Below are 25,356 nucleotides of genomic sequence, written 5' to 3'. Positions count from 1 at the left end.
ACGGGGCGGAAGCGGCGGTAACTTTGTCTGCGTCCAAACCACCGTCCAGCGCCCCGAGTTGACCTTTGCCGCTGATCAGCGTATGTTGCGGCATTCGCAAACTTGAAGAAAGCGAAGCGAGGCGCGTCCTGAGCACCGTCGCCGCGTCTTCGCGGTAGGAGGCCGAGCCGATCGATGCCGAGCGTCTACTGCACGCAGTGCGGGCACGCCAACCCCGAGGATGCCCGTTTCTGTTCCCGCTGCGGGTCACCGCTGACCAGACACGAGGTCGCCGGGGACACCACTTCGACGATCTCCGTGGCGGGAATCGAGGCGTACGAGGCTGAGACAGGCGACATGCTCCTGCAGGAGCGGGCGCTGGTGGAGCAGCTCCCGCCCGGCACGGCGTTGCTCACGGTGACCAGGGGCCCCAACCAGGGCAGCCGCTTCCGGCTGGACAAGGACCTCACCACGACCGGGCGCCACCCGGAGAGCGACATCTTCCTCGACGACATCACCGTCTCGCGCCGCCACGTGGAGTTCTACCGCCACCGCGGCGGCCAGTTCTCCGTCCGCGACGTGGGCAGCCTCAACGGCACCTACGTCAACCGCGAGCGGATCGAGGAGGTTCCGCTGCACTCCGGCGACGAGGTGCAGATCGGCAAGTTCCGGCTGGTCTTCCTCATGCGGGGCAACCACAGCGCATGACTTCCCAGGCGGCCCGCTCGCACATGAGCATCGGGGAGGTGCTCGCCCTGCTGCAGGGCGAGTTCCCCGATGTGACGATCTCCAAGATCAGGTTCTTGGAGGGCGAAGGGCTCATCGAGCCCGAGCGCAGCCCCTCCGGCTATCGCAAGTTCACGCATCTGCACGTGGAGCAGCTCCGCTTCATCCTCACCGAGCAGCGCGACCACTACCTGCCGCTGCGGGTCATCAAGGACCGCATGGCCGAGAGCTTCGGCCTCCCCCGGGCCCTGCCCGACAAGCAGGAGGTCAGGCTCGGCCGCGCCGAGCTCCTGGAGGCCGCCGGCATCGACGAGGAGACCCTCGCCGAGTGCGAGGACTACGGCCTGCTGGCCCCGGTGGCCCGCCGCTACGACGAGGAGGCGCTCAAGATCGCCCGCACCGTCGGCGCGCTGGCCCGCTTCGGCCTCGGCGCCCGGCACCTGCGCGCGGTCAAGGCCGCCGCCGAGCGCGAGTGCGGCCTGGTCGAGCAGAGCGTCGCGCCGGTGCTGAAACGCCGCGCCCCGGGCGCCATCGGCGAGGCCGAGGAGACCGCGCGGGAGCTGTCCAACCTCCTGCTCGACCTGCACGCGTCGTTGGTCCGCACAGGGGTACGTTCGGTCCTGGGGCGCTGAGGAGACCCCGGATGGTGGCCGGGGAGCAATCGGGGCCTTCCGGGTGTTACGTTGAAATGAAGTAGCCAGTCAGCAGAAGCGACGAACCAAGAGCTGTGCCGGGTCACCGGTCAGGAATACGGAGCAGCCCGTGTTGCAGATGGAGGTCGTGGGCGTAAGAGTCGAAATGCCCACAAATCAACCGATCGTCTTGCTCAAGGAGGCACACGGGGAGCGGTTCCTTCCTATCTGGATCGGCATGACCGAGGCGACGGCCATCGCCCTCGCCCAGGCGGAGGAGCCTCCGCCGCGGCCGCTCACCCACGACCTGTTCCGCGACGTGCTGAGCGCGCTGGGCGTCGGCCTGCGCGCGGTCAACATCGTCGCGCTGCGCGACGGCATCTTCTTCGCCGACCTGGTGTTCTCCAACGGCGTCGAGGTGAGCGCGCGCCCCTCCGACTCCATCGCGCTCGCCCTGCGCACCGGAGCCCGGATCTTCGCCAGCGAGGAGGTGGTCCAGGAGGCCGGCGTGGTCATCCCGGACGACCAGGAGGACGAGGTGGAGAAGTTCAGGGAGTTCCTTGACACGATCACTCCCGAGGACTTCGGCAGGGCGGGGTAGGTATTTCGGTGCATTTACGCTTCACGACGCGCCGAGCCGGATCGTTGACTGAGCATGGTGACGGTCCTACGGTGCAAGTGAAACCCGCGGTCGCCCTATATGAACCCCCAGATCGGGCCGCGGGATGAGAGAAAGCCGGAGGTCCGCGTGGCGGTCAGCAGCGGCGAGGGAAAGACGGCCGGCCAGGAAGATCCGGTGCGGCGCGAGGACGCGCGGCAGCGTGCCGGGGAGCAGGGGCTGCTCTTCGACGAGCGTCCGGCGGCGCTGCCGGACGACATCGGTTACCGCGGGCCCACCGCCTGTGCGGCGGCCGGCATCACCTACAGGCAGCTCGACTACTGGGCGCGTACGGGCCTGGTGGAGCCGACCATCCGGGCCGCGCACGGCTCGGGCTCCCAGCGGCTCTACAGCTTCCGCGACATCCTGGTGCTCAAAGTCGTCAAGCGGCTCCTCGACACCGGGGTGTCGCTGCAGCAGATCCGCACGGCCGTGCAGCACCTGCGCAACCGCGGGGTCGCCGACCTCGCGCAGATCACGCTCATGAGCGACGGCGTCAGCGTCTACGAGTGCACCTCGGCCGACGAGGTGATAGACCTCCTCCAGGGCGGCCAGGGCGTGTTCGGCATCGCGCTCGGCCGGGTCTGGCGGGAGGTCGAGGGAAGCCTCGCGGAGCTGCCGGGGGAACGCGCGGCGGTCGAGGACAACGTCCCGGCCGACCACCCCGCTGACGAGCTCGCCCAGCGCCGTCGTGCCCGACGGCTGGGGTAGTAATTCGCCCGTAACGTCCAGAGTAGTAACCTAGGACAGGCAAGGCTGACGACCCCGTGCGGGAGAGTCCCCGGCACCGCCTGGTCCGGGGCGCCGAAGGAGCAACCCTCCCCGGAATCTCTCAGGCAACCAGTACCGCTCGGGTGAGGCAACTCTGGAAAGCAGGCACGCCCGCCAGGCGCGCCTCACCGACGGTGCAAGCCTCCTCGCGAGGCGAAGCTCTCAGGTCGCGGTGAACGCCCGCGCTGACAGAGGGGGAGATCCGGCATCCGCCCGCGCCCCGGCGCCGGTCTCCATAGCCTCGGGAGGCACCGTCCATGACCGCCCTGTCAGAGTCCCTGCCGGCATCCCCGCCGCCGTCCGCGCCCACGTCCCTGTCCGAGCCGCCGTTCGCCGGCCGCCACATCGGCCCGTCCGAGGCCGACCAGCAGCGCATGCTGGAGACCGTCGGCTTCGAGTCCGTCGCCGACCTGGTGGCCGTGGCGGTCCCCGAGGCCATCCGGGTCAAGGACCGGCTCACGCTGCCCGCCGCCGTCGGCGAGAGCGAGGCGATCGCCGAGCTGCGTGCCCTGGCCGGCCGCAACCGGGTCCTCACCTCCATGATCGGCCTCGGTTACCACGACACGATCACGCCCGCGGTCATCCGCCGCAACCTGCTGGAGAACCCGGGCTGGTACACCGCGTACACGCCGTACCAGCCGGAGATCTCGCAGGGGCGGCTGGAGGCGCTGCTCAACTTCCAGACGGTCGTCTCCGACCTGACCGGCCTGCCCGTCGCCGGCGCGTCCCTGCTGGACGAGGCCACCGCGGCCGCCGAGGCCATGACCCTCGCCCGGCGCGCCGGCCGCTCCAAGAGCCACGTGTTCGTGGTCGACGCCGACGCCCTGCCGCAGACCAAGCGGGTGCTCGCCACCCGCGCCGAGCCGCTCGGCATCGAGCTCGCCGAGCACCCGCTCGACGGCAGCGCGCTGCCCGAGTGCTTCGGCGTGCTCGTCCAGTACCCGGGCGCCTCCGGGCGGCTGCGCGACTTCCGCGCCGTGGCCGCCGCCGCGCACGAGGCCGGGGCGCTCGTCGTGGCCGCCGCCGACCTGCTCGCGCTCACCCTCGTGGCCGCGCCGGGCGAGCTGGGCGCCGACATCGCGATCGGCTCCTCCCAGCGCTTCGGCGTGCCGTTCGGCTTCGGCGGGCCGCACGCCGCCTACATGTCCGTCCGCGAGGGCCTGCAGCGCCAGCTCCCCGGCCGGCTGGTCGGCGTGTCCGTGGACGCCGACGGCGACCCCGCCTACCGGCTCGCCCTGCAGACCCGTGAGCAGCACATCCGCCGCGAGAAGGCCACCAGCAACATCTGCACCGCGCAGGTGCTGCTGGCCGTGATCGCCGGCATGTACGCCGTCTACCACGGCCCCGAGGGGCTGCGCCGCATCGCGCTGCGCGCCCACCGGCACGCCGCCGCCCTCGCCGAGAGCCTGCGCGCGGGCGGGCTGGAGGTCGTGCACGAGGCGTTCTTCGACACCGTGCTCGTCCGGGTGCCCGGCCGGGCCTCCGAGGTGGTCGCCGCCGCCGCCGAGCGCGGCGTCAACCTGTGGCGGGCCGACGACGACCACGTCTCGGTCGCCTGCGACGAGAAGACCGGCGTGGCCGAGCTGCGCGCCGTGCAGGCCGCGTTCGGCGTGCCCGAGCGGGACGCCGACGTCGAGGCCACCGCCGACGCGCTGCCCGCCGAGCTGCTGCGCGAGTCCGGCTACCTCACCCACCCGGTCTTCCACAGCCACCGCTCCGAGACCGCGATGCTGCGCTACCTGCGCCGGCTCCAGGACAAGGACATCGCGCTCGACCGGTCGATGATCCCGCTCGGCTCCTGCACGATGAAGCTCAACGCCAGCACCGAGATGGAGCCCATCACCTGGCCGGAGTTCGCGGGCGTGCACCCGTACGCGCCGGTCGAGCAGGCCGAGGGCTACCTGGAGCTGATCGGCACGCTGGAGCGCTGGCTCGCCGAGGTCACCGGCTACGACGCGGTCTCCCTGCAGCCCAACGCCGGCTCGCAGGGCGAGTTCGCCGGGCTGCTGGCCATCCGCGCCTACCACCGGGACAAGGGCCAGGACGGCCGCGACGTCTGCCTCATCCCGTCCTCGGCGCACGGCACCAACGCCGCCAGCGCCGTCATGGCCGGCATGCGGGTCGTGGTCGTCGCCTGCGACGCCGACGGCAACGTGGACCTCGCCGACCTCGACGCCAAGATCGCCAAGCACCGCGACGCGCTCGCCGCGATCATGGTCACCTACCCGTCCACCCACGGCGTGTACGAGGAGAGCATCACCGAGGTCTGCGCCAAGGTGCACGAGGCCGGCGGCCAGGTCTACGTGGACGGCGCCAACCTCAACGCCCTGGTCGGGCTGGCCAAGCCGGGCGAGTTCGGGGCCGACGTGTCCCACCTCAACCTGCACAAGACCTTCTGCATCCCGCACGGCGGCGGCGGCCCCGGCGTCGGCCCCGTCGCGGTCCGCGGCCACCTGGCCGCCTACCTGCCCGGCCACCCGCTGCAGGACGGCTCCCCGGTCGGGCCGGTCTCGGCCGCCCCGCACGGCTCGGCGGGCATCCTGCCGATCTCGTGGGCCTACATCAGGATGATGGGCGCCGACGGCCTCACCGCCGCCACCGAGCAGGCCATCCTGTCGGCCAACTACCTGGCCAGGCGGCTGGCCCCGCACTACCCGGTGCTCTACACCGGGCGCGGCGGGCTGGTCGCGCACGAGTGCATCGTCGACCTGCGGCAGATCACCAAGGAGACCGGCGTCACCGTGGACGACGTGGCCAAGCGCCTCATCGACTACGGCTTCCACGCGCCGACCATGTCGTTCCCGGTGGCCGGGACGCTCATGATCGAGCCGACCGAGAGCGAGGACCTCGTCGAGCTCGACCGGTTCGCCGACGCCATGATCGCCATCCGCGAGGAGATCGCCAAGGTGGCGTCGGGGGCGTACGACCCGGCCGACAACCCGCTGCGCAACGCCCCGCACACGGCCGAGTCGGTCACCGCCGACGAGTGGCCGCACCCCTACAGCCGGAGCGAGGCCGCCTACCCGGTGGCGTCGCTGCGCGAGAACAAGTACTGGGTGCCGGTGCGCCGCATCGACCAGGCCTACGGCGACCGCAACCTGGTCTGCTCGTGCCCTCCGCTGGAGGCGTACGAGGACTGAGCCGATCGCGGGGCGGGGAACCAGTCCGGCATCGTCAAGTGAGCAGACATGATCGCCGGAAGTGGTTAGGCTTCGGTGCGACCCAGGCCAAGCGGCGCCGTAAGGAGCTCTCTTGACGTCATCGGAGCTGGAGACCCCGCCCCTCGACACCGCCCGCAGGCTCGCCGAGGGCGGCGACCTCGACGGCGCGGCGGCGATCCTGCGCCGGCTTGTCGCCGACCCCGACGAGCCCGACCGCGCGCAGGCCGCCGTCGGGCTCGCCGTGGTGCTCGAGGAGCGCGGCGACGTCGAGGCGGCCCGCGCGGCCGCCCGCACCGCCCTGGCCACCAACCACCCCGAGTACGCCGCCCAGGCCGCCTGCCACCTGGCGCAGGGCTTCGAGCGAGAGGGGCGCACCGAGCAGGCCAGAGCCGCCTGGCAGGCCGTGCTGGGCGTCGGCACCCCCGCCTACCTGCCGCACGCCCACCTGGCGCTGGCCCGGCTGGCCGAGACCCTGGGCGAGGCCGAGAAGGAGCTGCGCGAGGCCCTGGCATCGGGCGCGACGGCCGGCGACGAGCAGGTGGCGGCGCTGGCCGCGCGGGAGCTCGCCGACCTGCTGCTGGAGCACGGCGAGCCGGGGGCGGCCGCCGACGTGCTCATCGAGGCCCTCGGCATCGCCCCCGAGTCCGAGGTGCCGGGGCTGCGGGTGCGGCTCGGCATCGCGCACCTGGAGCTGGCCTGCGCCGAGTTCGCCGAGACCGTGGAGAGCGGGGCCGACGTCGCGACCAGCGCCCTGGCCATCGAGCTGCTGGCCCGTACGCTGCCGCTGCGCGGGCGGCCGGAGGACGCCGACCAGGTGTGGTCGTACGGGCTGGGGCACGCCGACGAGGCGCTGGCCGCCGAGGTACGCCTGCGCTACGAGCGCGGGGCCTGACCGGGGGTCAGCCGCGGCGCATGATGGCCGACGCGGCGGCCACGTTGATGATGACGATGGCGAGCCAGGCGATGGCGAGTCCCAGCAGGCCCGCCTGGCCGGCCGCGATCGCGGTCAGCGGGACGCCGATGCCGAGCGAGCCCAGCACGATCGGGGTCATCGCGGAGCCCGGGCTCTTCGCCCTGGGACGGGGGCCGTACGCGGCCGGGTCGGCTCCCTGCGCGGCCAGCTCGGCCCGCACCCGGCCGGCGATCGTCGCGTCGAGGCGGTCCGCGAAGGACTCCACGAGCGCCTTCTCGTAGTCGGGGCCGAGGTCGCGGCGGGCGTCGAGCGTGGCCTGGAGGTCCTCACGGAGGGGACGTTCGTGGTACATGAGAACAATCATGGTCCACGGGCGGCACGCCGTCATCAGCCCTGAGAGCCATCGCCGGCTCGTCCGAAGGTACGGTTCTGCCATGGAGATCACGACCCCCCGCGGGCCCGCGCGGGTGGACCTGGAGGAGCCGGCCGACCCGCGGCTGCTGCTCGTCCTCACCCACGGCTCCGCCGGGGGAGTGGACGCCCCTGACCTGCTGGCCGTGCGCGACGCCGCGCTCGCGGCGGGGTTCGGGGTGGCCAGGGTGACGCAGGCGTTCCGGCTGGCGGGGGCGCGGGCGCCCGGCTCGCCGGCCCGTCAGGACGAGGCGTGGGAGGCCGTCCTGACGGAGCTGCGGGCGCACCGGCCCGGCCTGCCCCTCGTGCAGGGCGGGCGGAGCAACGGGGCGCGGGTGGCCTGCCGTACGGCCGCGGCGGTGGGCGCGGCGGCGGTCGTGGCGCTGGCCTTCCCCCTGCACCCGCCGGGCCGGCCCGGCACGTCCAGGGCCGGCGAACTGCGCGGGGCGGGGGTGGACGTGCTGGTCGTCAACGGCGATCGCGATCCGTTCGGCGTCCCTGACGCCGCGGACGCGGCGCGGCTGGTGGTGCTGCCCGGCGAGGGGCACGATCTCAAACGGGATCCCGCCCGGGTCGGCGGGATCGTGGCGGAGTGGCTGGGCCACTACGCGCTGACGCGGGAGCCCTCGTAGCCGGCGGGCTCAGACGCCCACCGGGCGGTGCGGCTCGATCGTGGCGCCGCTCGGCAGGAGCTCCCCGGTGTCCTCGAACAGGACCACGCCGTTGCAGAGCAGGCTCCACCCCTGCTCGGGATGGCAGGCGAGGGTGCGTGCCGCCTCGCGGTCGGGCGCCTCTGCATCCGGACAGGCCGGGACGTGCGGGCACATCGGCGTGCCTCCGATATCTCGTGGAATGCTCCCGTTGTGAGGGGCGGGAGCGGCTCGGGTTGTTCTCTTGGCAAGGGTGCGATGCCGTCACCGTGACGTGTGACCTTCGACACAGGGTGCCTTATGCAGGATAACGGGCCAAGCACGACACGCGCATCACGTTTGCAAACCCTTGAGAAGAGCGTCGAGTCCGCGCTCGAAGTCCGTATCGGCACGTTCGTCCCGCCGTATCCATTCGTCGACCTCCGGATCGGCCCAGCCGGACCGCTGGACCTCGACGGCCACGCTGCCGTACACGAACGCGCGCAGCGCCCGCACGGCGTCGGGGGCGTCGTCGAGGCCGCCGTCGGCCAGTTGCTCGGTCTGCTCGCGCAGGGCGATGAGCGTGGTGCCCTTGGGCGGCTTGGTGAGCGCCAGCGCCAGCACGCCGGGATGCTCGCGCAGCAGCTCCCGCTCGGCCCGGCACCACGCCTTGGCCGTCTCCTGCCAGGTGGGGCGCTGCTCGACGTGGACGGTGGTCACGTGCTCGGCCAGGGCGTCCATCAGCGCCTCCTTGCCGCGGGGCAGGTGGTGGTAGATGGCCATGGCCTCGACCTGGAGCGCGTCGCCGAGGCGGCGCATGGTGAGCCGGCGCAGGCCCTGGCTGTCGGCGATGTGCAGCGCGGCCTCGATGATCCGCTCGCGGGAGAGGGGGACCGGTGGTCTCTTGGCGGGCATGAAGATCATCTTACTATGTAAAGGGCGTGGCGGCGGGGTGATTTCCGCACGTGTCGCGGGGAGGCGTACTCTTGGGCCTGGCATGACTTACCGGCTGGTGAAGGGGCAGGGTCCATGGCGTTTTTCCGTCCGCGGGTGAGCCGGGAGGCCGAGGTTCGCTACCACGCGGACCGCGAGATCTCCAGGAGCTATCCCGAGCTGCTGGAGCGGGCCAGGCAGGCCGAGAGCACGCTGCGGGAGCTGCGGGCCGCGGCGGCCGACGAGGTCGAGCTGCTGGCCGCGGGCCGGGCGTTCGACCAGGCGCTGACCGAGGCGCTGCGGGCCGCCGAGGCGGGCCAGCGGGCCACCTTCGGGGTCAAGTCCTACGACGACCGCATCGCGCGCCGCAAGGCCAAGGCGACGCCGCGCGGGCGCGAGTGGACGGCCGAGGTCGACCGGCTGCGCACCCTGCGCGAGGAGAACCGCCTGTGGGGCATCCCGCGCGTCCCGCGCCCGGTCCCCGCGACCGCGTAGCGGGCCTCAGACCGGCAGGCCCCGCGACCGCGCGCCGGTGCGCGCCGGAAGGCCCCCGGGGCGTCGGCGTGCGGCCGGTAGGCCCCGGGGCGCCGGCGTTCCTGACATGCGAAAAGCCCCGGCGCGCCTCCCTGGTGAGGCGCGCCGGGGCTTCCGGCGTGTTCAGGTGCGTTCAGGCGGCCCGGGCGGGGCTCAGCTCGCCCAGTCGAGCAGCGGGCGGGTGTTGCTCGGGTGCCGCAGCTTGGACAGCGACTCCTTCTCCAGCTGGCGGATCCGCTCCCGGGTCAGGCCCAGGTGCTTGCCGATCTCGTCCAGGGTGTGCGGCTTGCCGTCCACCAGGCCGAAGCGCAGCGCCATGATCTTCGACTCGCGCGGCGAGAGGTTGTCGAGCACGCCGCGCAGCTGGTCGCCCAGCAGCTGGCGGTCGACGATCTCCGACGCCTCCGGCGAGTCGACGTCCTCGATGAGGTCGCCGATCGTGGTCTCGCCGTCCTCGCCGATCGTCGCGTTGAGCGAGATCGGCTGGCGGCTGGTGCGCAGCAGCTCCTCGATCTGGTCGGGGGTCTTGTCCAGCTCGACGGCCAGCTCCTCCGGCGTGGGCTCGCGGCCGAGGCGCTGGTGCATGTCCCGCTCCACGCGCGACAGCTTGGAGAGCATCTCCAGCACGTGCACGGGCAGCCGGATCGTACGGGCCGAGTCGGCGAAGCCGCGCTGGATGGCCTGCCGGATCCACCACATCGCGTACGTCGAGAACTTGAAGCCCTTGGTGTAGTCGAACTTCTCCACCGCCCGGATGAGGCCGAGGTTGCCCTCCTGCACCACGTCGAGCAGCGACATGCCGCGGTCGGTGTACTTCTTGGCCACCGACACGACCAGCCGGAGGTTGGCCTCCAGCATGTGGTCCTTGGCGCGCCGGCCGTCCTCGACCACCAGGCGCAGGTCGTCACGGGCGTCCGCCGGCAGGTCGGGGTGGGTCTCCAGCTTGTACTCGGCGTACAGGCCGGCCTCGATCCGCCTGGCCAGCTCGACCTCCTGGGCGGCGGTCAGCAACGTGCGGCGGCCGATCGACTTCAGATAGGTGTGCACCGAGTCGCCCATGACCGACTGGGTGTCGTCCAGGTCGGCCTGCTCGTGCTCCAGTTCGGCCTCGTCGAGCACGAGGTCGTCGGGGACGTCCTCCTCGTGCTCGGGCTTGCCGTCAACGGGTCCTGTGTCGTTGCCGGCGATCTTGCCGGCGCCGTTCTGCACGGTGGTTTTTGCCTTGGCCGCCTTGCGGCCGGTAGCCTTGGTGCGCGAGGGCGAGGGCTTCTTCGGAGCGTCTTCCTCGGCGGACTCGACGGTTGTGGTCTCGACGGTCTTGCGGGTCTTTCTGGGGGCGGTCTTGCTGAGAGACGGCTCGTTCTCGGCGGCCAGGCTGACGCCGGCCTCGGAGAGCTCGCGCAGGATCGTACGGCCCTCGGAAGGGCTGACGCCGGCTTCGGCGAACGCGTCACGCAGCTCCGCCAGAGAAAGGTGACCCTGGTAACGTCCTCGTTCGATCAGTTGGTCGAGAGTCGCGTGCGGGGTCGCCACGGCGGTTCTGGGCATGAGGACACCTCCTCCGTACGGAGTAAGAAGCGATCAGGCAGGTTGTGGCGGGGCGGCTTCGCTGTCCGCACGGCGCACCAGTATCAATAACGCCAATTTCCGCCATTTGTTCCCGAGGGGACGAACTGCCGGAAAAGCGGCAGATTGCGCCCAGGCCGCGGGAATCCCGCGCCGTCACTCCGTGATGTGGAAGACGCCACCCTCGGTGACCACCGGCATGGGCATGGGCTCGGCGCCCTCCATGCGGTCGTCGCTCCAGTACTCGAAGACCTTGGCGGGGTCGGGGTTGACCTCCTCGGAGACCACCACGCCGTCGTCGGCGCCGTCGGAGGATTTGGGGGCCGGCCCCTCCACCACCGCTCTGGTCTCCTCTGCCGTCTGGTCGAGCCTGCCCGCCGAGGCGGCCGCCGCGATGGAGATCCCCCCGGCGACGATGACGCCGACGACGGCCGCGGATGCCCACATCTTGCGGGTCTGGTCCATGAAGGCTCCCTCCTTCTCCCCACTATGACGCAGCGGCACTCCGTCAGGTTCCTGCCTTGAGCCTGACCAGGTCGGTCTTGCCGTTCGGCAGCAGGGGCAGGGCGGCGACGAGGCGCAGCTCGCGGGGGGCGGCGTAAGAGGGCAGCCTATCGTGGGAGTACGCCCGCAATTGCTCAAGCGTGAGCGGTGTGTCGGGATCGGCGGGTACGACGATGGCGGTGACCCGTTCGCCCCATTCGGGATCGGGAACGCCGATCACGGCCACGTCGGCGATCCCGGGATGCTCGCCCAGGACGGCCGCCACCGCGCCGGCCACCACCTTCTCGCCGCCGGTGTTGATCACGTCGTCGGCCCGGCCCAGCACCCGCAGCCGCCCGCCGGACAGCTCGCCGAGGTCGGAGGTGACGAACCAGTCGCCGTCGAAGGGCTCGGGGCCGCCGAAGCGGTAGCCGGAGAACAGCACGGGGCCGGCGATCCTGATCAGCCCGTCCGCGCCGATCTTGAGATCTACATTGTAAAGGGGCAGGCCGTCGTACACGCAGCCGCCGCTGGTCTCGCTGCTGCCGTACGAGGTCACGACCCGGGCGCCGAGGTCCCGGGCCTGCTCCAGCAGGCCGGGGCGGGGCGCGGCGCCGCCCAGCAGGATCGTACGGAACACCGACAGCTCGGCCCCAAGCTCGACCAGCCGGTGGAGCTGCGTCGGCACCAGCGAGACGTGCTCGGCCCCCGACTCCAGCACCGCGCGCGGGTCGAAGCGGGGCTGGATGATCGGCTCGGTGCCCGACAGCAGCGCGCGGACCAGCACCTGCAGCCCGGAGACGTGCGCGACCGGCAGGCAGCACAGCCAGCGCTCGCCCTTGGACGCCTCCAGACGGCGCAGCGAGGCGGCCGCCGAGGCGCGCAGCGCGGTGGCCGACAGCATGACGCCCTTGGGCGCGCCGGTGCTGCCGCTGGTCGCGATCACGACGGCGACGTCCTCGGGGACGCCCTCGGGGACGCCCTCGCCGCCGTCGAGCCGGGCGCCGTCGGCGTGGGTGGGGCGCAGCGCGGCGATCGCGGCGGCGGAGGAGTGATCGGGCGACAGCGGCAGGACGGCGGGGCCGCTGCCGTCGAGCGCCTCGCGGATCGCCGCGAAGAGCGCGGGCCCTGGAGGCTGCACAATGGCATGCAGCGGGCGGTCCGGATGCGACGGGTTCCTCCACATGCTCGTAAGGTTAATGGCGACAGGTCGGACAAAGGCGCAGCGGAAGCGGGGGAGGGTCGTGGCGCGTTCTCCCGAGGCCCCGGTGGTCTTCAGGATCCCGATGCGGACGCGGTTCCGGGGGCAGACCGTCAGGGAAGGCGTGCTGCTGCGCGGCCCGGCCGGATGGGGCGAGTTCTCCCCGTTCCCCGAGTACGGCCCGCGCGAGTGCGCCCGCTGGCTCGCCTGCGCCCGCGAGGCCGCCTTCGAGGGCTGGCCGGCGCCGGTGCGCGAGCGCGTCCCCGTCAACGCCACGGTCCCGGCCGTCGACCCCGAGGAGGCGCACGCGATCGTGCGGCGCTCCGGGTGCGGCACGGCCAAGGTCAAGGTGGCCGAGCGCGGTCAGAGCTTCGACGACGACGTGGCCAGGGTGGAGGCCGTGCGTGACGCGCTCGGGCCGTCGGGCCGGCTGCGGGTGGACGTCAACGGCGCGTGGAGCGTCGACGAGGCCGTCTCCCGGCTGAGGCGCCTGGACAAGTACGACCTGGAGTACGCCGAGCAGCCGTGCGCCACCCTGGAGGAGCTGGCCGCCGTCCGGCGGGCCTGCGACGTGCCGATCGCCGCCGACGAGTCGATCCGCCGCGCCGAGGACCCGCTGCGAGTGCGCGCGGCCGAGGCCGCCGACGTGGCGGTGGTCAAGGTGCAGCCGCTCGGCGGCGTGCGCGAGGCGCTGCGCGTGGTGGAGGCGTGCGGGCTGCCCGCCGTGGTCTCCAGCGCGGTGGAGACGTCCGTGGGGCTCGCGGCGGGGCTGGCGCTGGCGGCCGCGCTGCCGTCGCTGCCGTACGCGTGCGGGCTCGGCACGATGGCGCTGCTCGACGGCGACGTGGTGGACGACTCGCTGGTGCCCGTGGACGGCGAGCTGACCGTCCGGCGTCCCGATGTGAATTTTCAGCTTTTGTCGGCATTCGAGATTGATTCTCCCCAGTGGCTTCGCCGGATGCAGGAGGCGTCACGTTGAACCCCGCTACCGCACTGGCCACGGTGCTCGTCGACGAGCTGGTGCGCTGCGGCCTGACCGACGTGGTGCTCGCCCCCGGCTCGCGCTCGGCCCCGCTGGCGCTGGCGCTGCACGCCGAGTCGCGGGTGCGGCTGCACGTGCGCATCGACGAGCGCTCGGCGTCGTACCTGGCGCTGGGGCTGGCCAAGCGGAGCGAGCGGCCGGTGGCGCTGATCTGCTCCTCGGGCACCGCCACCGCCAACTTCCACCCGGCCGTGATCGAGGCGGCCGAGTCCGGCGTGCCGCTGCTGGTGCTCACCGCCGACCGGCCGCCCGAGCTGCGCGGCACCGGCGCCAACCAGACCATCGACCAGCTCAAGATGTACGGCTCCGCGGCCCGCTGGTTCGCCGAGGTCGGCGTCCCCGAGGACCGCCCAGGACAGGTCGCCTACTGGCGCTCGCTCGCCTGCCGCGCCTACCAGCGCGCCACCGGCCCGTCCGACCCCGGCCCCGTCCACCTCAACCTGGCCTTCCGCGAGCCGCTGATCCCCGACGGCGACACCACCTGGTGCGAGCCGCTGGACGGCGGCGCGAACGGCCCCTGGGTACGCGCCCGCGTCGCGCCCCCGCCGATCGCCCTGCACCTTCCGCCCACCCGGCGCGGCGTGCTCGTCGTCGGCGACGGAGCCGCCAACGTGCGCCGCTACGTCGCCGCCGCCGGCATGGCGGGCTGGCCGGTGCTGTCGGAGCCCAACGGCGGCGCCCGCTACGGCGACCACGCCGTCTCCACCTACCACCACCTGCTGAGCACGCCCGAGTTCGCCGACAACCACCGGCCCGACGTGGTCGTCACGCTCGGCCGCCCCGGGCTGTCCCGGCCGCTGCTGTCCTGGCTGCGGCGGGCCGGCGAGCACATCGTGGTCGCCCCCGACCTCGGCCGCTGGCCCGACCCGACCCGCTCGGCCACCCAGGTCGCCCAGGCCGTGGAGATCCCGGTCGCGGCCGGCGACGACAGCTGGCTGCACGCCTGGCGGCACGCCGACCGGGCCGCCAGGACGGCCGTCGACGACGTGCTCGACGCCTCGGGCCTCAGCGAGCCGCGCCTGGCCAGGGACCTCGTGGACGCGCTGCCCAACGGGGCGCTGCTGTTCTGCGGCTCCTCCATGCCGATCCGCGACCTCGACCAGGCGATGCGGCCGCGGCGCGGCATCCGGCTCATGGCCAACCGGGGCGCGTCCGGCATCGACGGGCTGGTCTCCACGGCGATGGGGGCGGCGCTGGCGCACAACGGGCCGTCGTACGCGCTGCTCGGCGACCTGACGTTCCTGCACGACCAGAACGGGCTGATCCTCGGGCCTCGCGAGCCGCGGCCCGACGTGTGCTTCGTGGTGGTCAACAACGACGGCGGCGGGATCTTCTCGCTGCTGCCGCAGGCCGCGGTGCGCGACCCGTTCGAGCGGGTCTTCGGCACGCCGCACGGCGTCGACCTCGGCTATGTCGCGGCGGCCACCGGGACGCCGTACACGCTGGTGCCGGACCTCTCCGACCTGCCCAAGGCCATGCGCGGCGAGGGGCCGCGGATCGTCGAGGTGCGCACCGACCGCGAGGAGAACGTGCGCGTGCACGCCCGCCTGCGCGAGGCCGCGCAGGCGGCGATCCTGGCCGCGCTGGCCGCCTGACCCGCCGTACGGCAGGCCGCTCAGCGGTCCAGCACGGCCAGCAGCCGGTTGAGCGGGCTGTCCAGGCCCCAGCGGTCGGCCAGCGCCACCAGCGCCTCCGGGTCGCGCGGCTTGGCCGGCACGGCGAGGTCGGCGTCGGGGAGCGGCGCGTCGTGCGCGACCTTGACGACCGCGGGCGCGGCGCGCAGGTAGTCGCGGGCGGCGGCCAGCTTGGCGCGGCTGCCGGCCGGGAACCCCTCGGCGCCGCCCGCGTCGAGGGCCTCCAGCAGCGCGGGCAGCGAGCCGAAACGGGTGATGAGGGCGGCGGCGGTCTTGTCGCCGACGCCCGGCACGCCTGGCAGGCCGTCGCTGGGGTCGCCGCGCAGGGTGGCGAAGTCGGCGTAGGAGCGGCCGGGGACGCCGTACTTCCCGGTGACGAACGCCTCGTCCACGATCTGCAGGTTGCGGATGCCGCGCGCGGTGTAGAGCACCCGGACCGGGCGGGCGTCGTCCACGAGCTGGAACAGGTCGCGGTCGCCGGTGACGATGTCGACCGCGCCGCGCCCCGCCCGGTGGGTGAGCGTGCCGATGACGTCGTCGGCCTCGTAGCCGGGCGACTCCAGGCGGGCGATGCCGACCGCGTCCAGCACCTCGTTGATGACGGCGATCTGCGGCACCAGCGTCTCCGGCACCTCCTCGGCGTCGCCCTGGGCGACCCGGTGCGCCTTGTACGTCGGGATCGCCGCCACCCGGAACGCCGGCCGCCAGTCCGCGTCCATCGTGGCCACCAGCTCGGCGGGGGAGTGGTCGCGCACGAGCGTGGCGATCATGTCGATCAGGCCGCGGACCGCGTTGACCGGCGTGCCGTCGGGAGCCTTGATGGTCTCCGGCACGCCGAAGAAGGCGCGGAAGTAGAGGGACGGGGTGTCCAGGAGCATCAGCACTACCCCAGTATGCCCACCCCCAGCAGGCACGCGTCGTCCTCGGGGTTGGGGCCGCCGATGTCGGCCAGCAGCTTGTCGAGCCCGGTCTCCAGGTCGCGTTCCAGGTCACGGCCCGGCACCTCGCGGGCGGCGGCCATGACGAGGTCGAGGCCGACGTCGAGGTCACGGGTGCGCCGCTCCACCAGCCCGTCGGTGAACATCAGCAGCACGTCGCCCGGCTTCAGCCGGGTCGTGGCCAGCTCGTACGGCCGCCCCTCCGCCGCCCCCAGCAGCACCCCGCGCGGCGGGTCCAGCGGCGTCGCGGTCCCGTCGCGGACCAGGACGGGCGCCAGGTGCCCGGCCTGGCTCCAGGCGAACACCCGCGTCTCCGGGTCGAGATGCCCGATGACCGCCGTGGCGGTGGTGTCCCTGATCTGGTGCAGCACCAGCTCGTTCAGCCAGTCGAGCAGCCGATGCGCGGGCCGGCCGGTCATGGCCAGGCCGACCAGGGCGTGCCGGAGCTGGGCCATGTGCGCGATGGCGGGCAGACCGTGGCCGGAGACGTCGCCGACGGCCAGCAGCAGCCGGCCGTCGGGGGCCGGGGACGCCTCGAACCAGTCGCCGCCGAGGCTCGCGGTCTTCTCCGCGGAGACATAGCGGACCGCCACCCGTATGTCCGGCAGGCCCGGCGAACAGGCCAGATCCGGCAGGATCGCCTCGCGCAGCGCCAGCATCACGTGGCGCTCCTCCGCGGCCCGCTCGCGCGCCTCCAGGAGCTGGCGGCGCGACTCCGACATCATGCGCTCGGCCCGCCGGCGGCCCGTGATGTCCTGGATGACGCCGTGCAGGCCGACCGCCCCGCCGTCGCCCATCAGGGGCTCCAGCACCACGCGCACGTCGCGCAGGTCGCTCCAGTTGCCGCCCCGGCGGATGCGCAGCTCGGCCTGCACCGGCTCCACGCAGCGCAGCGCGGCCCACAGCAGCCGGTCGAGCGCGGCCACGTCGGCCGGCACGACGTGCTCGGCCAGCCGGGGCAGCGCGATCGGGCCCTTGTCCGGGTCGCGGCCGAAGATCGTGTACACCTGGTCGGACCAGGTCGTCTCGCCGGTGTGGAAGTGCCACTCGGCCCAGCCCAGGTTGCCGAGCCGCTGCGCGTGAGCCAGCCTGGCGGCCAGCATCTCCGCGTCGGTTTCCGGCCCCAGCAGCCCGGCCGCGCTCATGACGTCGACCATAATCTCGCTTCCAAAGCGCAGTGGATCTGGACAATTGTTCCCACACTACGTGATCGATTAGGAACGGTCTGTAGCGCTCCGAAGCACCGGGGGAGAGCTTTCCGCGGATTTTAGAAGGGGCGGCCGAGAGTAGATTGGCCTGGTGACGTCCTCAGACTTGTATCCCGTGTCCCGTCTGGCCGCCGTGCAGGAGGCCACCGCCAAGGGCGGGCTCGACGCCCTGCTGCTCACGCCCGGCCCCGATCTGCGCTACGTCAGCGGCTACGACGCCAAGCCGCTGGAGCGGCTGACGTGCCTGGTGGTGCCGGCGGCCGGCGAGCCCTTCATGATGGTGCCCCGCCTGGAGCTGCCCGCCGCCGAGGCCTCGCCCGCCTCGCGGCTCGGGCTGGAGTTCGTGGCCTGGGACGAGACCGACGAGCCCTACGCGCTCGCCGCGGCCCGCCTCGGCGGCGTAGCGAAGGTGGGCCTGGCCGACCGCATGTGGGCCATGTCGTCGTTGCGCTTCCGCGAGGTGCTGCCCGGCGCCGAGCAGGTGCTGGCCGGCAGCGTGCTGCGGGAGCTGCGGATGCGCAAGTCCCCGGCCGAGGTGGCGGCGCTGCGCGAGGCGGGGGAGGCGATCGACGCCGTCCACCGCCGGGTGCCCGAGCTGCTGCGCGCCGGGCGCACCGAGCGCGAGGTGGCCCGCGACATCGCCGAGGCCATCCTGGCCTCCGGGCACGCCACCGTCGACTTCGTGATCGTCGCCTCTGGGCCCAACGGCGCGAGCCCCCACCACGACGTGTCCGACCGGGTCATCCGGCCGGGCGAGCCGGTCGTGGTCGACATCGGCGGCCAGCTCCACAACGGCTACTGCTCCGACTCCACCCGCACCTACAGCGTCGGCGAGCCGCCGGCCGAGTTCGCCGCCTACTACGAGGTGCTGCGCCAGGCGCAGGAGGCCGCGTGCGCCGCCGTGCGGCCCGGCGTGTCGTGCGAGTCGGTCGACGCGGCCGCGCGCGACCTCATCGCCTCCGCCGGCTACGGCGAGCACTTCGTCCACCGCACCGGGCACGGCATCGGCATCGAGACGCACGAGGAGCCGTACATCGTGGCGGGCAACGGCGAGCCGCTGGAGCCCGGGCACGCCTTCTCCGTCGAGCCCGGCATCTACCTGGCGGGGCGGCACGGCGCGCGCATCGAGGACATCGTCGTGTGCACGGAGAGCGGCGGGGAACGGCTCAACAACACGCCGCGCGAGCTGGTGATCGTCTGAGCGGCGACCGGCCCGCCCGGCCCGCCCGGCTCACGTCGGCCCTCCCGGCGTAGATGTTCACCGAGATCGCCTGTGCCTGCGCTCCCGGCGACGCCGGGCGGCCGAACGAGGACCTGGCCGTCGCCGGGCCGTCGTGGGTTGTCGTCATCGACGGGGCGACGGCGCCGGCCGGGGTCGACAGCGGGTGCGCGCACGACGTCGCGTGGCTGGTGGCGCGGCTCGGCGGGGCGCTGGCGGCCCGGCTGTCCGCCGACGCGCCCGCCCCGGTGCCGACGCCGCTGCCCGACCTGCTGTCGGCCGCCATCGCCGACACCGCCGAGGCGCACGGGGGCGGCTGCGACCTGGGCAACCCCGACTCGCCGTCGGCGACCGTCGCCCTCGTCCGGGCCGCGGCCGGCCGCCTGGACTACCTCGTGCTGGGTGACTCGCCGGTGCTGCTCGGCCTGGCGGGCGGCGGGGTGCGGGTGGTGGCCGACGACCGGCTGGAACGGCTGCCGGGCGGGCGGCCGTACTCGCTGGAGCTGGTACGGCGGCTGCGCAACGCGCCCGGCGGGTTCTGGGTGGCCGCCGCCCGGCCCGAGGCCGCCGCCGAGGCCGTGCACGGCAGCGTCGACCTGCGCGAGGTGCGCGCGGCCGGGTTGTGCACCGACGGCGTCACCCGGCTCGTCGACTGGTACGGCTGGACCTGGGACGACCTGGCCGCGGAACTGGAGACCCGGGGCCCGCGGGCGGCCGTCGAGGCGGTACGCGCCCTGGAGACCGCCCGCGGGCCGCTGCGCGGCAAGCTCCACGACGACGCCACCGCCGTGTGGGCCCGGCTCACGACGGCCTGACCGCAGGGTGTCCGGCCCGGCTCGCGGGTCACGCCAGGGCAGGCTTGATCGACGGGCCCGAGAGGATCAGCAGGACCGCGCTGGTCCGGCGGCTGATGCTCATCGGGGCCGGATTTCGCCCTCCTGGCCGCGCCGGCCGCCCTGACCGAATCCGCGGGGTGCGGCATCCCGGAGCGGGAAGCTGTTGCGTGCAATCGGGACGCCGGGGACGGCAACCTGCGTCCGTTATGCGTTCGCTGGATGAAGGACAGCCTGCTCGTGGCGCACGCCGGGGTGCATGTGTCCACCGCGCGGTGTTTCGTCCGCGGCGGCGCCGGACGCCTCGGCCGGCGGCGGCGGGGCGCGCGAGAGCGCCGACCCCACGTCCACCTGCGGTGGCTCATCGGCTTTTCGGACTGTGAGGACCGGCGTAAAGGGTCTGTCGGATCACCTGACAGCTTGCCTTGACTGGGCGAGTGGTAAGGCGGCGTATAAGAGGGCTCAGCGCTACAAACCGTGACATTTGGTTTCTTGTAAAAACTTGCGGCTTGAGTGGAAAATGTGGCGTTGCTAGGGTGTCTCGATGCCAGGCATGTGGATCGGCCTTCTCAACACACCTTGACAGGTACCACTGACCACGGCACCTCAAGGCGGGGTCGCGCATGCGCGGGAGATGTACGGGCGGTGCTGGATGGAATTCGGTCGCTCTGACCATTGGCGACTGCCGACGGCGATCAAGATCTTGGTCGCCGGAGGATTCGGCGCGGGCAAGACCACCCTGGTGGGCGCCGTGTCCGAGACCCGACCACTGCGGACGGAGGAGACCCTCACGCAGGTCGGCACGCACGTCGACGACCTGTCCGGCGTCGAGCGCAAGCTCACCACCACCGTCGCCATGGACTTCGGCCGCATCACGATCGCCAACGACTACATGCTCTACCTGTTCGGCACCCCCGGGCAGGAGCGCTTCTTCTTCGTGTGGGACGAGCTCGCCATGGGCGCGCTCGGCGCCGTCGTGCTCGCCGACACCCGGCGGCTGGACGACTGCTTCCCGTCCGTCGACTACTTCGAGAAGCGCGACCAGCCGTTCGTCGTGGCGCTCAACTGCTTCGAGGGCACGCAGCACTTCACCGTCGGCGAGGTGCGCGACGCCATCGGCCTGGAGCCCGACATCCCCATCGTGCGCTGCGACGCGCGCCGCCGCGACTCCGGCAGGGAGGTCCTCATCACGCTCGTCGAGCACGCGATGCGCCGGGGAGCGTCCCCTGTCGGGACCATGTCGTGACCATGACCGGCTACCTTTGATCCGATGGAGGAGATCGACCGCCGGATCGTCACGCTGCTGGCCCGCGACGGCCGCATGAGCTTCACCGACCTGGCCAGGGAGACCGGGCTCTCGGTCTCGGCGGTGCACCAGCGGGTGCGCCGCCTGGAGAAGCGCGGCGTGGTGCGCGGCTACGCCGCGATCGTCGACCACGACGCGATCGGGCTGCCGCTGACCGCGTTCGTGTCGATCAAGCCGATCGACCCCGCCGCCCCCGACGACGCCCCCGAACGCCTCGCCCACCTGACGGCCATCGAGGCCTGCCACAGCGTCGCGGGCGACGAGAGCTACATCCTCAAGGTGCGGGTGGCCTCGCCGGTGGCGCTGGAGGACCTGCTGCAGCAGATCCGGGCCGCCGCCCACGTCTCGACGCGTACGACGGTGGTGCTGAGCACGCCGTACGAGCACCGCACCCCCGAGGTCGCCCCCGAACCGGCGCCCGAGGCCCCCTGACCGCCGGCGACCGGCGCGAGGGAACCCCGGCATCCCCGAAGTCATCATGACGACTTAGCATGTCGTCATGATGACTTCAGCGGACCGCGTCGCCCGCGTCCGGCTCTCGTCCGTCTACCTGCCCCTCGACACCCCCGTCAGCGACGCCAAGGTCCTCACCGGCCGCCAGCGCCCGATGACCGAGATCGCGTTCCTGTTCGCCGAGATCACCAGCGAGCAGGGGCACGAGGGCATCGGCTTCGCCTACTCCAAGCGCGCCGGCGGCCCCGGCCAGTACGCCCACGCCAAGGAGATCGCGAACGACCTCGTCGGCGAGGACCCCAACGACATCGCCCGCCTCTGGGACAAGCTGTGCTGGGCGGGCGCGTCCGTGGGCCGCAGCGGCCTGGCGACGCAGGCCATCGCCGCCCTCGACATCGCCCTGTGGGACATGAAGGCCAGGCGCGCCGCCCTGCCGCTGGCCAAGCTGCTCGGCGCGCACCGCGACTCCGTACGCTGCTACAACACCTCGGGCGGGTTCCTGCACACCCCCATCGAGCAGGTGCTGGAGAACGCCACCGCGGCCCTGGAGCGCGGCATCGGCGGCGTCAAGATCAAGGTCGGCCAGCCCGACACCCGCGCCGACCTCGCCCGCGTACGGGCGGTCCGCGAGCACCTCGGCGACCACGTCCCGCTCATGGTGGACGCCAACCAGCAGTGGGACCGCCCTGCCGCCGCCCGCATGGGCCGGGCGCTGGAGGAGTACGGCCTGGTCTGGATCGAGGAGCCCCTGGACGCCTACGACCACGCCGGGCACGCCGCCCTGGCCGCCGCGCTCGACACCCCGATCGCCACCGGCGAGATGCTCACCAGCGTCGCCGAGCACGCCGAGCTGATCCGGGCCGGCGGCGCGGACGTCCTGCAGCCGGACGCGCCCCGCATCGGCGGCATCACCCCCTTCCTGCGGCTGGCCGCCCTGGCCGGGCACGAACGCCTCCAGCTCGCCCCCCACTTCGCCATGGAGATCCACCTCCACCTCGCCGCCGCGTACCCGCTGGAGCCGTGGGTGGAGCACTTCGAATGGCTGGAGCCGCTGTTCGAGGAGCGGCTGGAGATCCGCGACGGGCGCATGCTCGTCCCCGAACGGCCCGGCATCGGCGTCACGCTGAGCGAGCGGGCCGCCGCGTGGACCGCCGAACGCTTCGAGACGCCGTGACCAGCCGTACCCAGCAGCTCGTCGACACCCTGACGGCGCGCATCAGGGAGGGCGTGATCCGGCCGGGGGAGCGGCTGCCGACCGAGAGCGAGCTGATCAGCGCCCACGGGGTGAGCCGGACCGTCGTCCGCGAGGCCGTCGCCAGGCTCAAGGCCGCCGGGCTGGTCGAGACCCAGCACGGGCGCGGCAGCTTCGTGCTGGCCCTGCCGAGTGCGACCGGCTTCGACCCGGCACCCGCCCGTACCCGGCAGGAGGTGCTCGACCTGCTGGACTTCCGGATGGGGATCGAGACGGAGTCGGCCGCGCTCGCGGCCGCCCGGCGTACGGAGGCGGCGCTGGCGGGGCTGCGCGAGGCCCTGGACGCCTTCGCGGCGGCGGCCGGCAACCCCGGGGCGGCGGTCCACGCCGACCACCTGTTCCACCTGCGGATCGCCCTCGCCACCGGCAACCGGTACTACGCCGGCCTGCTCGGCTCGCTCGGCCCCGCGATGATCGTCGTGCCGCGTGACCGGCTCGATCCCGGCCCGGCCGCCTTCGCCAGGATCGTCGCCGAGCACGACGACATCCACGCCGCGATCGAGCGGGGGGACGCCGAGGCCGCGCGGGCGGCCGTACGCGTCCATCTGGCCAACAGCCGCGCCCGCCTCCTCCGCGACTCCCCGTGAACCCGTCCCTGATCCTCAGGACACCGCCTGGGCGGCGCTGGGGGGATCAGGGAGGGGCGAGTGCCGGTAGTGGCCTCTGAGGCGGGCACCGGCCGCCTCAGAGGCGCCCAGCCGGTCCAGGCCGAGCAGCGCCGCGCCCAGCACCGGAGGCTCCTCCGCCACCACCGGGACCGCGAGCGGCATCCGCAGCGCGAACTCGCCCTCCAGCAGGGACGTCAGCAGCGGGTCCCGCGCCGTCAGCAGGCCGCCGCCGAGCACCACCTCGGCCGGCGTCCCCAGCAGGCCGAGCCGGCGCAGGCACACCTCCGCCATCAGCGCCACCTCCTCGGCCTGCCGCCGCACCAGCGACGTGGCCACAGCGTCCCCGGCCCCGGCGGCGGCGAACACGCCGGGCGCCAGCTCGTGCAGCCGCCCGTCGTCCATCCCGCCGGTGTGCAGCGCGAGGACCACCTCCGTCACGCTCCCCGTGCCGAAGTGCGCGGTGACCAGCTCGGCGAGGACGGTCGGGGCGCCGCGGCCGTCCTCGGCGCGCACGGCGTGCCACAGGACCTCCTCGCCGAGGTCGAGCCCGCCGCCCCAGTCCCCGCTGATCCGGCCCAGCGCGGGGAACCTGGCCACCGCGCCGCCGGGCGAGACGCCGACCGCGTTGATGCCCGCCCCGCACACCACCGCCACGCCCCACGGCGCGGACGCCCCCGCCCGCAGCAGCGCGAACGTGTCGTTGCGCACCACCACCTCCGCGCTCAGCCCCCGCGCGGCGAACTCCCGCGCCAGCGCCGCCTCCTCCTCGGGCAGGTCCGCCCCGGCCAGGCACGCCGACACCTGGTCGAACCGCGTGCCACCGGTCAGCGCGGCGACGGCCGCCGTGACGACGTCCACGGCGGCGGCGACGCCGTCCCGCTGCGGCGCGAACGCCCCCGCCCGCGCCTCGGCCAGCACCCGGCCGTCCTCCGACACCACGGCGACGTCCGTCTTGCTGTTGCCGCCGTCCACGGCGAGGACGAGCCGCCCGCTCACGCGCCCACCGGCCCGCGCGCCCACGGCAGGTGCGCGCGGCCCGCCTCCAGCAACAGCGCCGTCAGCTCCTCCGCGAGCTCGTCCTGCCCGACCAGCGGGTGGGCGAGCAGCGCGTCCCGCACCCGGTCCGCGCCGCCGTGCACGGCCGCCTCCACGGCCAGCGTCTCGTACGCCGACACGTGCCCGATCAGCCCCGCGTACAGGGGCTCCACCGGCGGCACCGGCAGCGGCCGCGCGCCCGACGCCCCGACGACCGCGGGCACCTCGACGACCGCCTCCTCCGGCAGGAACGGCAGCGTGCCGCCGTTGCGCACGTTCACCACCTGCACGTCCCCCCGGTCGCCGAGCAGGGACGCGATGAGCGCCACCGCCGCCTCCGAGTAGAACGCCCCGCCCCGCCCGGCCAGCAGCTCCGGCTTGGTCACCACGGCCGGGTCGGCGTACAGCTCCAGCAGCCGCTCCTCCAGCGCCGCCACCTCCGAGGCCCGCGACGGCCCGGTCCGCTGCTCGCGCACCACCTCGTCGTGGGTGTAGAAGTACCGCAGGTAGTACGACGGCACCGCGCCGAGCCTGGCCAGCAGCCCCGGCCGCAGCCCCACCATGGCGGCGAGCTCCGCGCCGTGCCGCTCCAGCAGCGCGGGCAGCACGTCATCCCCGTCCAGGAACACCGCCCGCTCCCACGACAGGTGGTTGAGCCCCACGTGCCCGAGCGACACCCGCGCGGGATCGGCCCCCAGCCACGCGGCGAAACGGCGCTGGAACCCGATCGCCACGTTGCACAGCCCGATCGCCCGGTGCCCCGCGTCCAGCAGCGCCCGGGTGACGATCCCGACCGGGTTCGTGAAGTCCACGATCCAGGCGTCCGGCGCGTGCTCGCGTACGGTCTCGGCGATCGACAGCACCACCGGGACCGTGCGCAGCGCCTTGGCCAGCCCGCCCGCGCCCGTCGTCTCCTGCCCGACGCAGCCGCACCGCCCCGGCACCGTCTCGTCCTGCTCGCGGGCCGCCTGCCCGCCCACCCTGAGCTGGAACAGCACCACCGCGGCCCCCGCCACGCCCTCGGCGGCCGAGGAGGTGGCCAGCACCCGCGCCGGATGCCCGGCGTGCCCGAGCATCCGCCGCGCCATCCCCGCCACCAGCTCCAGCCGGCGCGGGTCCGGATCGATCAGCGCGAGCTCCGACACCGGCAGCTCCTCGCGCAGCCGGGCGAACCCGTCCACCAGCTCCGGTGTGTACGTCGAGCCGCCCCCGACCACGGCCACCTTCATCC

General features: G+C 73.4%; 26 protein-coding genes and 1 riboswitch. Of the genes, 16 read left to right on the top strand and 10 right to left on the bottom strand.

Annotated features, from left to right (window positions below; genetic code table 11):
* Positions 1-174: 174 nt before the first annotated feature.
* From SMD20_RS10745 to SMD20_RS10720, 6 genes are all read left to right on the top strand, one after another.
* Complete coding sequence (locus SMD20_RS10745) at positions 175-687, top strand: FHA domain-containing protein (protein WP_091084893.1); 513 nt, start codon at positions 175-177, stop codon at positions 685-687.
* A complete protein-coding gene (ftsR, locus tag SMD20_RS10740) occupies positions 684-1,337 on the top strand; it encodes a transcriptional regulator FtsR (protein WP_329578456.1) in 654 nt (217 codons plus the stop codon). Before SMD20_RS10745 ends, ftsR begins: the two co-directional genes overlap by 4 nt.
* Positions 1,338-1,467: 130 nt before the next feature.
* Positions 1,468-1,938 (top strand): bifunctional nuclease family protein, encoded by a 471-nt coding sequence (locus tag SMD20_RS10735; RefSeq protein ID WP_020539830.1) that lies wholly within the window; start codon positions 1,468-1,470, stop codon positions 1,936-1,938.
* A 147-nt stretch (positions 1,939-2,085) separates the two neighbouring features.
* The gene (locus SMD20_RS10730; RefSeq protein WP_091084899.1) at positions 2,086-2,706 is read left to right on the top strand and encodes a MerR family transcriptional regulator; all 621 of its coding nucleotides are present in this window, start codon (positions 2,086-2,088) and stop codon (positions 2,704-2,706) included.
* Positions 2,707-2,755: 49 nt separating this feature from the next.
* A riboswitch (glycine riboswitch) is annotated at positions 2,756-2,854 on the top strand.
* Between the two features lie 169 nt (positions 2,855-3,023).
* Positions 3,024-5,906 carry an aminomethyl-transferring glycine dehydrogenase gene (gcvP, locus tag SMD20_RS10725; protein WP_329578445.1) on the top strand — a complete coding sequence of 961 codons (2,883 nt, stop codon included), beginning with the start codon at positions 3,024-3,026 and terminating at the stop codon, positions 5,904-5,906.
* A gap of 112 nt (positions 5,907-6,018) precedes the next feature.
* Positions 6,019-6,819 (top strand): tetratricopeptide repeat protein, encoded by an 801-nt coding sequence (locus SMD20_RS10720; RefSeq protein ID WP_329578442.1) that lies wholly within the window; start codon positions 6,019-6,021, stop codon positions 6,817-6,819.
* A 7-nt stretch (positions 6,820-6,826) separates the two neighbouring features.
* Here the strand turns inward: SMD20_RS10720 and SMD20_RS10715 are convergent, their stop codons facing one another.
* Complete coding sequence (locus tag SMD20_RS10715) at positions 6,827-7,192, bottom strand: hypothetical protein (RefSeq protein WP_329578439.1); 366 nt, start codon at positions 7,190-7,192, stop codon at positions 6,827-6,829.
* Between the two features lie 82 nt (positions 7,193-7,274).
* Between SMD20_RS10715 and SMD20_RS10710 the strand changes: the two genes are divergently transcribed.
* Complete coding sequence (locus tag SMD20_RS10710; RefSeq protein ID WP_329578436.1) at positions 7,275-7,883, top strand: alpha/beta hydrolase family protein; 609 nt, start codon at positions 7,275-7,277, stop codon at positions 7,881-7,883.
* Positions 7,884-7,892: 9 nt separating this feature from the next.
* Here the strand turns inward: SMD20_RS10710 and SMD20_RS10705 are convergent, their stop codons facing one another.
* Both SMD20_RS10705 and SMD20_RS10700 read right to left on the bottom strand, forming a co-directional pair.
* Positions 7,893-8,078 carry a DUF5999 family protein gene (locus SMD20_RS10705; protein WP_020539824.1) on the bottom strand — a complete coding sequence of 62 codons (186 nt, stop codon included), beginning with the start codon at positions 8,076-8,078 and terminating at the stop codon, positions 7,893-7,895.
* A gap of 156 nt (positions 8,079-8,234) precedes the next feature.
* Positions 8,235-8,795 (bottom strand): TetR/AcrR family transcriptional regulator, encoded by a 561-nt coding sequence (locus SMD20_RS10700; RefSeq protein WP_329578425.1) that lies wholly within the window; start codon positions 8,793-8,795, stop codon positions 8,235-8,237.
* 114 nt (positions 8,796-8,909) lie between these two features.
* Between SMD20_RS10700 and SMD20_RS10695 the strand changes: the two genes are divergently transcribed.
* Positions 8,910-9,308, top strand: coding sequence for a hypothetical protein (locus tag SMD20_RS10695; protein ID WP_329578423.1), 399 nt, complete (start codon positions 8,910-8,912; stop codon positions 9,306-9,308).
* Between the two features lie 192 nt (positions 9,309-9,500).
* On the opposite strand, the gene SMD20_RS10690 is transcribed toward SMD20_RS10695, so the two are convergent.
* The 3 genes from SMD20_RS10690 to SMD20_RS10680 form a co-directional block, all read right to left on the bottom strand.
* The gene (locus SMD20_RS10690) at positions 9,501-10,895 is read right to left on the bottom strand and encodes an RNA polymerase sigma factor (protein WP_329578421.1); all 1,395 of its coding nucleotides are present in this window, start codon (positions 10,893-10,895) and stop codon (positions 9,501-9,503) included.
* A 174-nt stretch (positions 10,896-11,069) separates the two neighbouring features.
* Positions 11,070-11,378: a hypothetical protein gene (locus SMD20_RS10685; RefSeq protein ID WP_329578418.1), complete on the bottom strand. Its 309-nt coding sequence runs from the start codon at positions 11,376-11,378 to the stop codon at positions 11,070-11,072.
* Positions 11,379-11,421: 43 nt separating this feature from the next.
* The gene (locus SMD20_RS10680; RefSeq protein WP_329578415.1) at positions 11,422-12,582 is read right to left on the bottom strand and encodes an AMP-binding protein; all 1,161 of its coding nucleotides are present in this window, start codon (positions 12,580-12,582) and stop codon (positions 11,422-11,424) included.
* Positions 12,583-12,682: 100 nt separating this feature from the next.
* On the opposite strand from SMD20_RS10680, the gene SMD20_RS10675 reads away from it, so the two are divergent.
* Together SMD20_RS10675 and menD are read left to right on the top strand one after the other, a co-directional pair.
* On the top strand, positions 12,683-13,576 hold the full coding sequence (locus SMD20_RS10675) for an o-succinylbenzoate synthase (RefSeq protein ID WP_442942592.1): 894 nt from the start codon (positions 12,683-12,685) through the stop codon (positions 13,574-13,576).
* Positions 13,573-15,234 (top strand): 2-succinyl-5-enolpyruvyl-6-hydroxy-3-cyclohexene-1-carboxylic-acid synthase, encoded by a 1,662-nt coding sequence (gene menD, locus SMD20_RS10670; protein WP_329578412.1) that lies wholly within the window; start codon positions 13,573-13,575, stop codon positions 15,232-15,234. Before SMD20_RS10675 ends, menD begins: the two co-directional genes overlap by 4 nt.
* Before the next feature lie 20 nt (positions 15,235-15,254).
* Here the strand turns inward: menD and SMD20_RS10665 are convergent, their stop codons facing one another.
* The gene (locus SMD20_RS10665) at positions 15,255-16,151 is read right to left on the bottom strand and encodes a 5'-3' exonuclease (RefSeq protein WP_329592502.1); all 897 of its coding nucleotides are present in this window, start codon (positions 16,149-16,151) and stop codon (positions 15,255-15,257) included.
* Between the two features lie 5 nt (positions 16,152-16,156).
* A complete protein-coding gene (locus SMD20_RS10660) occupies positions 16,157-17,356 on the bottom strand; it encodes a PP2C family protein-serine/threonine phosphatase (protein ID WP_329578409.1) in 1,200 nt (399 codons plus the stop codon).
* A 169-nt stretch (positions 17,357-17,525) separates the two neighbouring features.
* On the opposite strand from SMD20_RS10660, the gene SMD20_RS10655 reads away from it, so the two are divergent.
* From SMD20_RS10655 to SMD20_RS10630, 6 genes are all read left to right on the top strand, one after another.
* Positions 17,526-18,620, top strand: a complete 1,095-nt coding sequence (locus SMD20_RS10655) for a M24 family metallopeptidase (protein WP_329592500.1) — start codon at positions 17,526-17,528, stop codon at positions 18,618-18,620.
* Between the two features lie 53 nt (positions 18,621-18,673).
* Entirely contained in the window at positions 18,674-19,453 is a 780-nt protein-coding gene (locus SMD20_RS10650) for a protein phosphatase 2C domain-containing protein (RefSeq protein WP_329578407.1), read from the top strand.
* Positions 19,454-20,123: 670 nt separating this feature from the next.
* Complete coding sequence (locus SMD20_RS10645; protein ID WP_329578405.1) at positions 20,124-20,717, top strand: GTP-binding protein; 594 nt, start codon at positions 20,124-20,126, stop codon at positions 20,715-20,717.
* A gap of 24 nt (positions 20,718-20,741) precedes the next feature.
* Positions 20,742-21,209, top strand: coding sequence for an Lrp/AsnC family transcriptional regulator (locus SMD20_RS10640; protein WP_329578402.1), 468 nt, complete (start codon positions 20,742-20,744; stop codon positions 21,207-21,209).
* A gap of 67 nt (positions 21,210-21,276) precedes the next feature.
* Positions 21,277-22,404, top strand: a complete 1,128-nt coding sequence (locus SMD20_RS10635) for an L-talarate/galactarate dehydratase (protein ID WP_329578399.1) — start codon at positions 21,277-21,279, stop codon at positions 22,402-22,404.
* Positions 22,401-23,069, top strand: coding sequence for a FadR/GntR family transcriptional regulator (locus tag SMD20_RS10630; RefSeq protein ID WP_329578396.1), 669 nt, complete (start codon positions 22,401-22,403; stop codon positions 23,067-23,069). The genes SMD20_RS10635 and SMD20_RS10630 overlap by 4 nt, the downstream gene beginning before the upstream one ends.
* Before the next feature lie 15 nt (positions 23,070-23,084).
* Here the strand turns inward: SMD20_RS10630 and SMD20_RS10625 are convergent, their stop codons facing one another.
* Positions 23,085-24,086: an N-acetylglucosamine kinase gene (locus SMD20_RS10625; RefSeq protein WP_329578394.1), complete on the bottom strand. Its 1,002-nt coding sequence runs from the start codon at positions 24,084-24,086 to the stop codon at positions 23,085-23,087.
* Complete coding sequence (locus tag SMD20_RS10620) at positions 24,083-25,354, bottom strand: family 4 glycosyl hydrolase (RefSeq protein WP_329578391.1); 1,272 nt, start codon at positions 25,352-25,354, stop codon at positions 24,083-24,085. Before SMD20_RS10620 ends, SMD20_RS10625 begins: the two co-directional genes overlap by 4 nt.
* Between the last annotated feature and the right edge of the window lie 2 nt (positions 25,355-25,356).

The organism is Nonomuraea sp. LP-02, from assembly GCF_036289125.1.
GTDB lineage: Bacteria > Actinomycetota > Actinomycetes > Streptosporangiales > Streptosporangiaceae > Nonomuraea > Nonomuraea bangladeshensis.
Note: the sequence above shows the minus strand (reverse complement) of the source record. Positions and strands in the feature narration are given on the sequence as shown.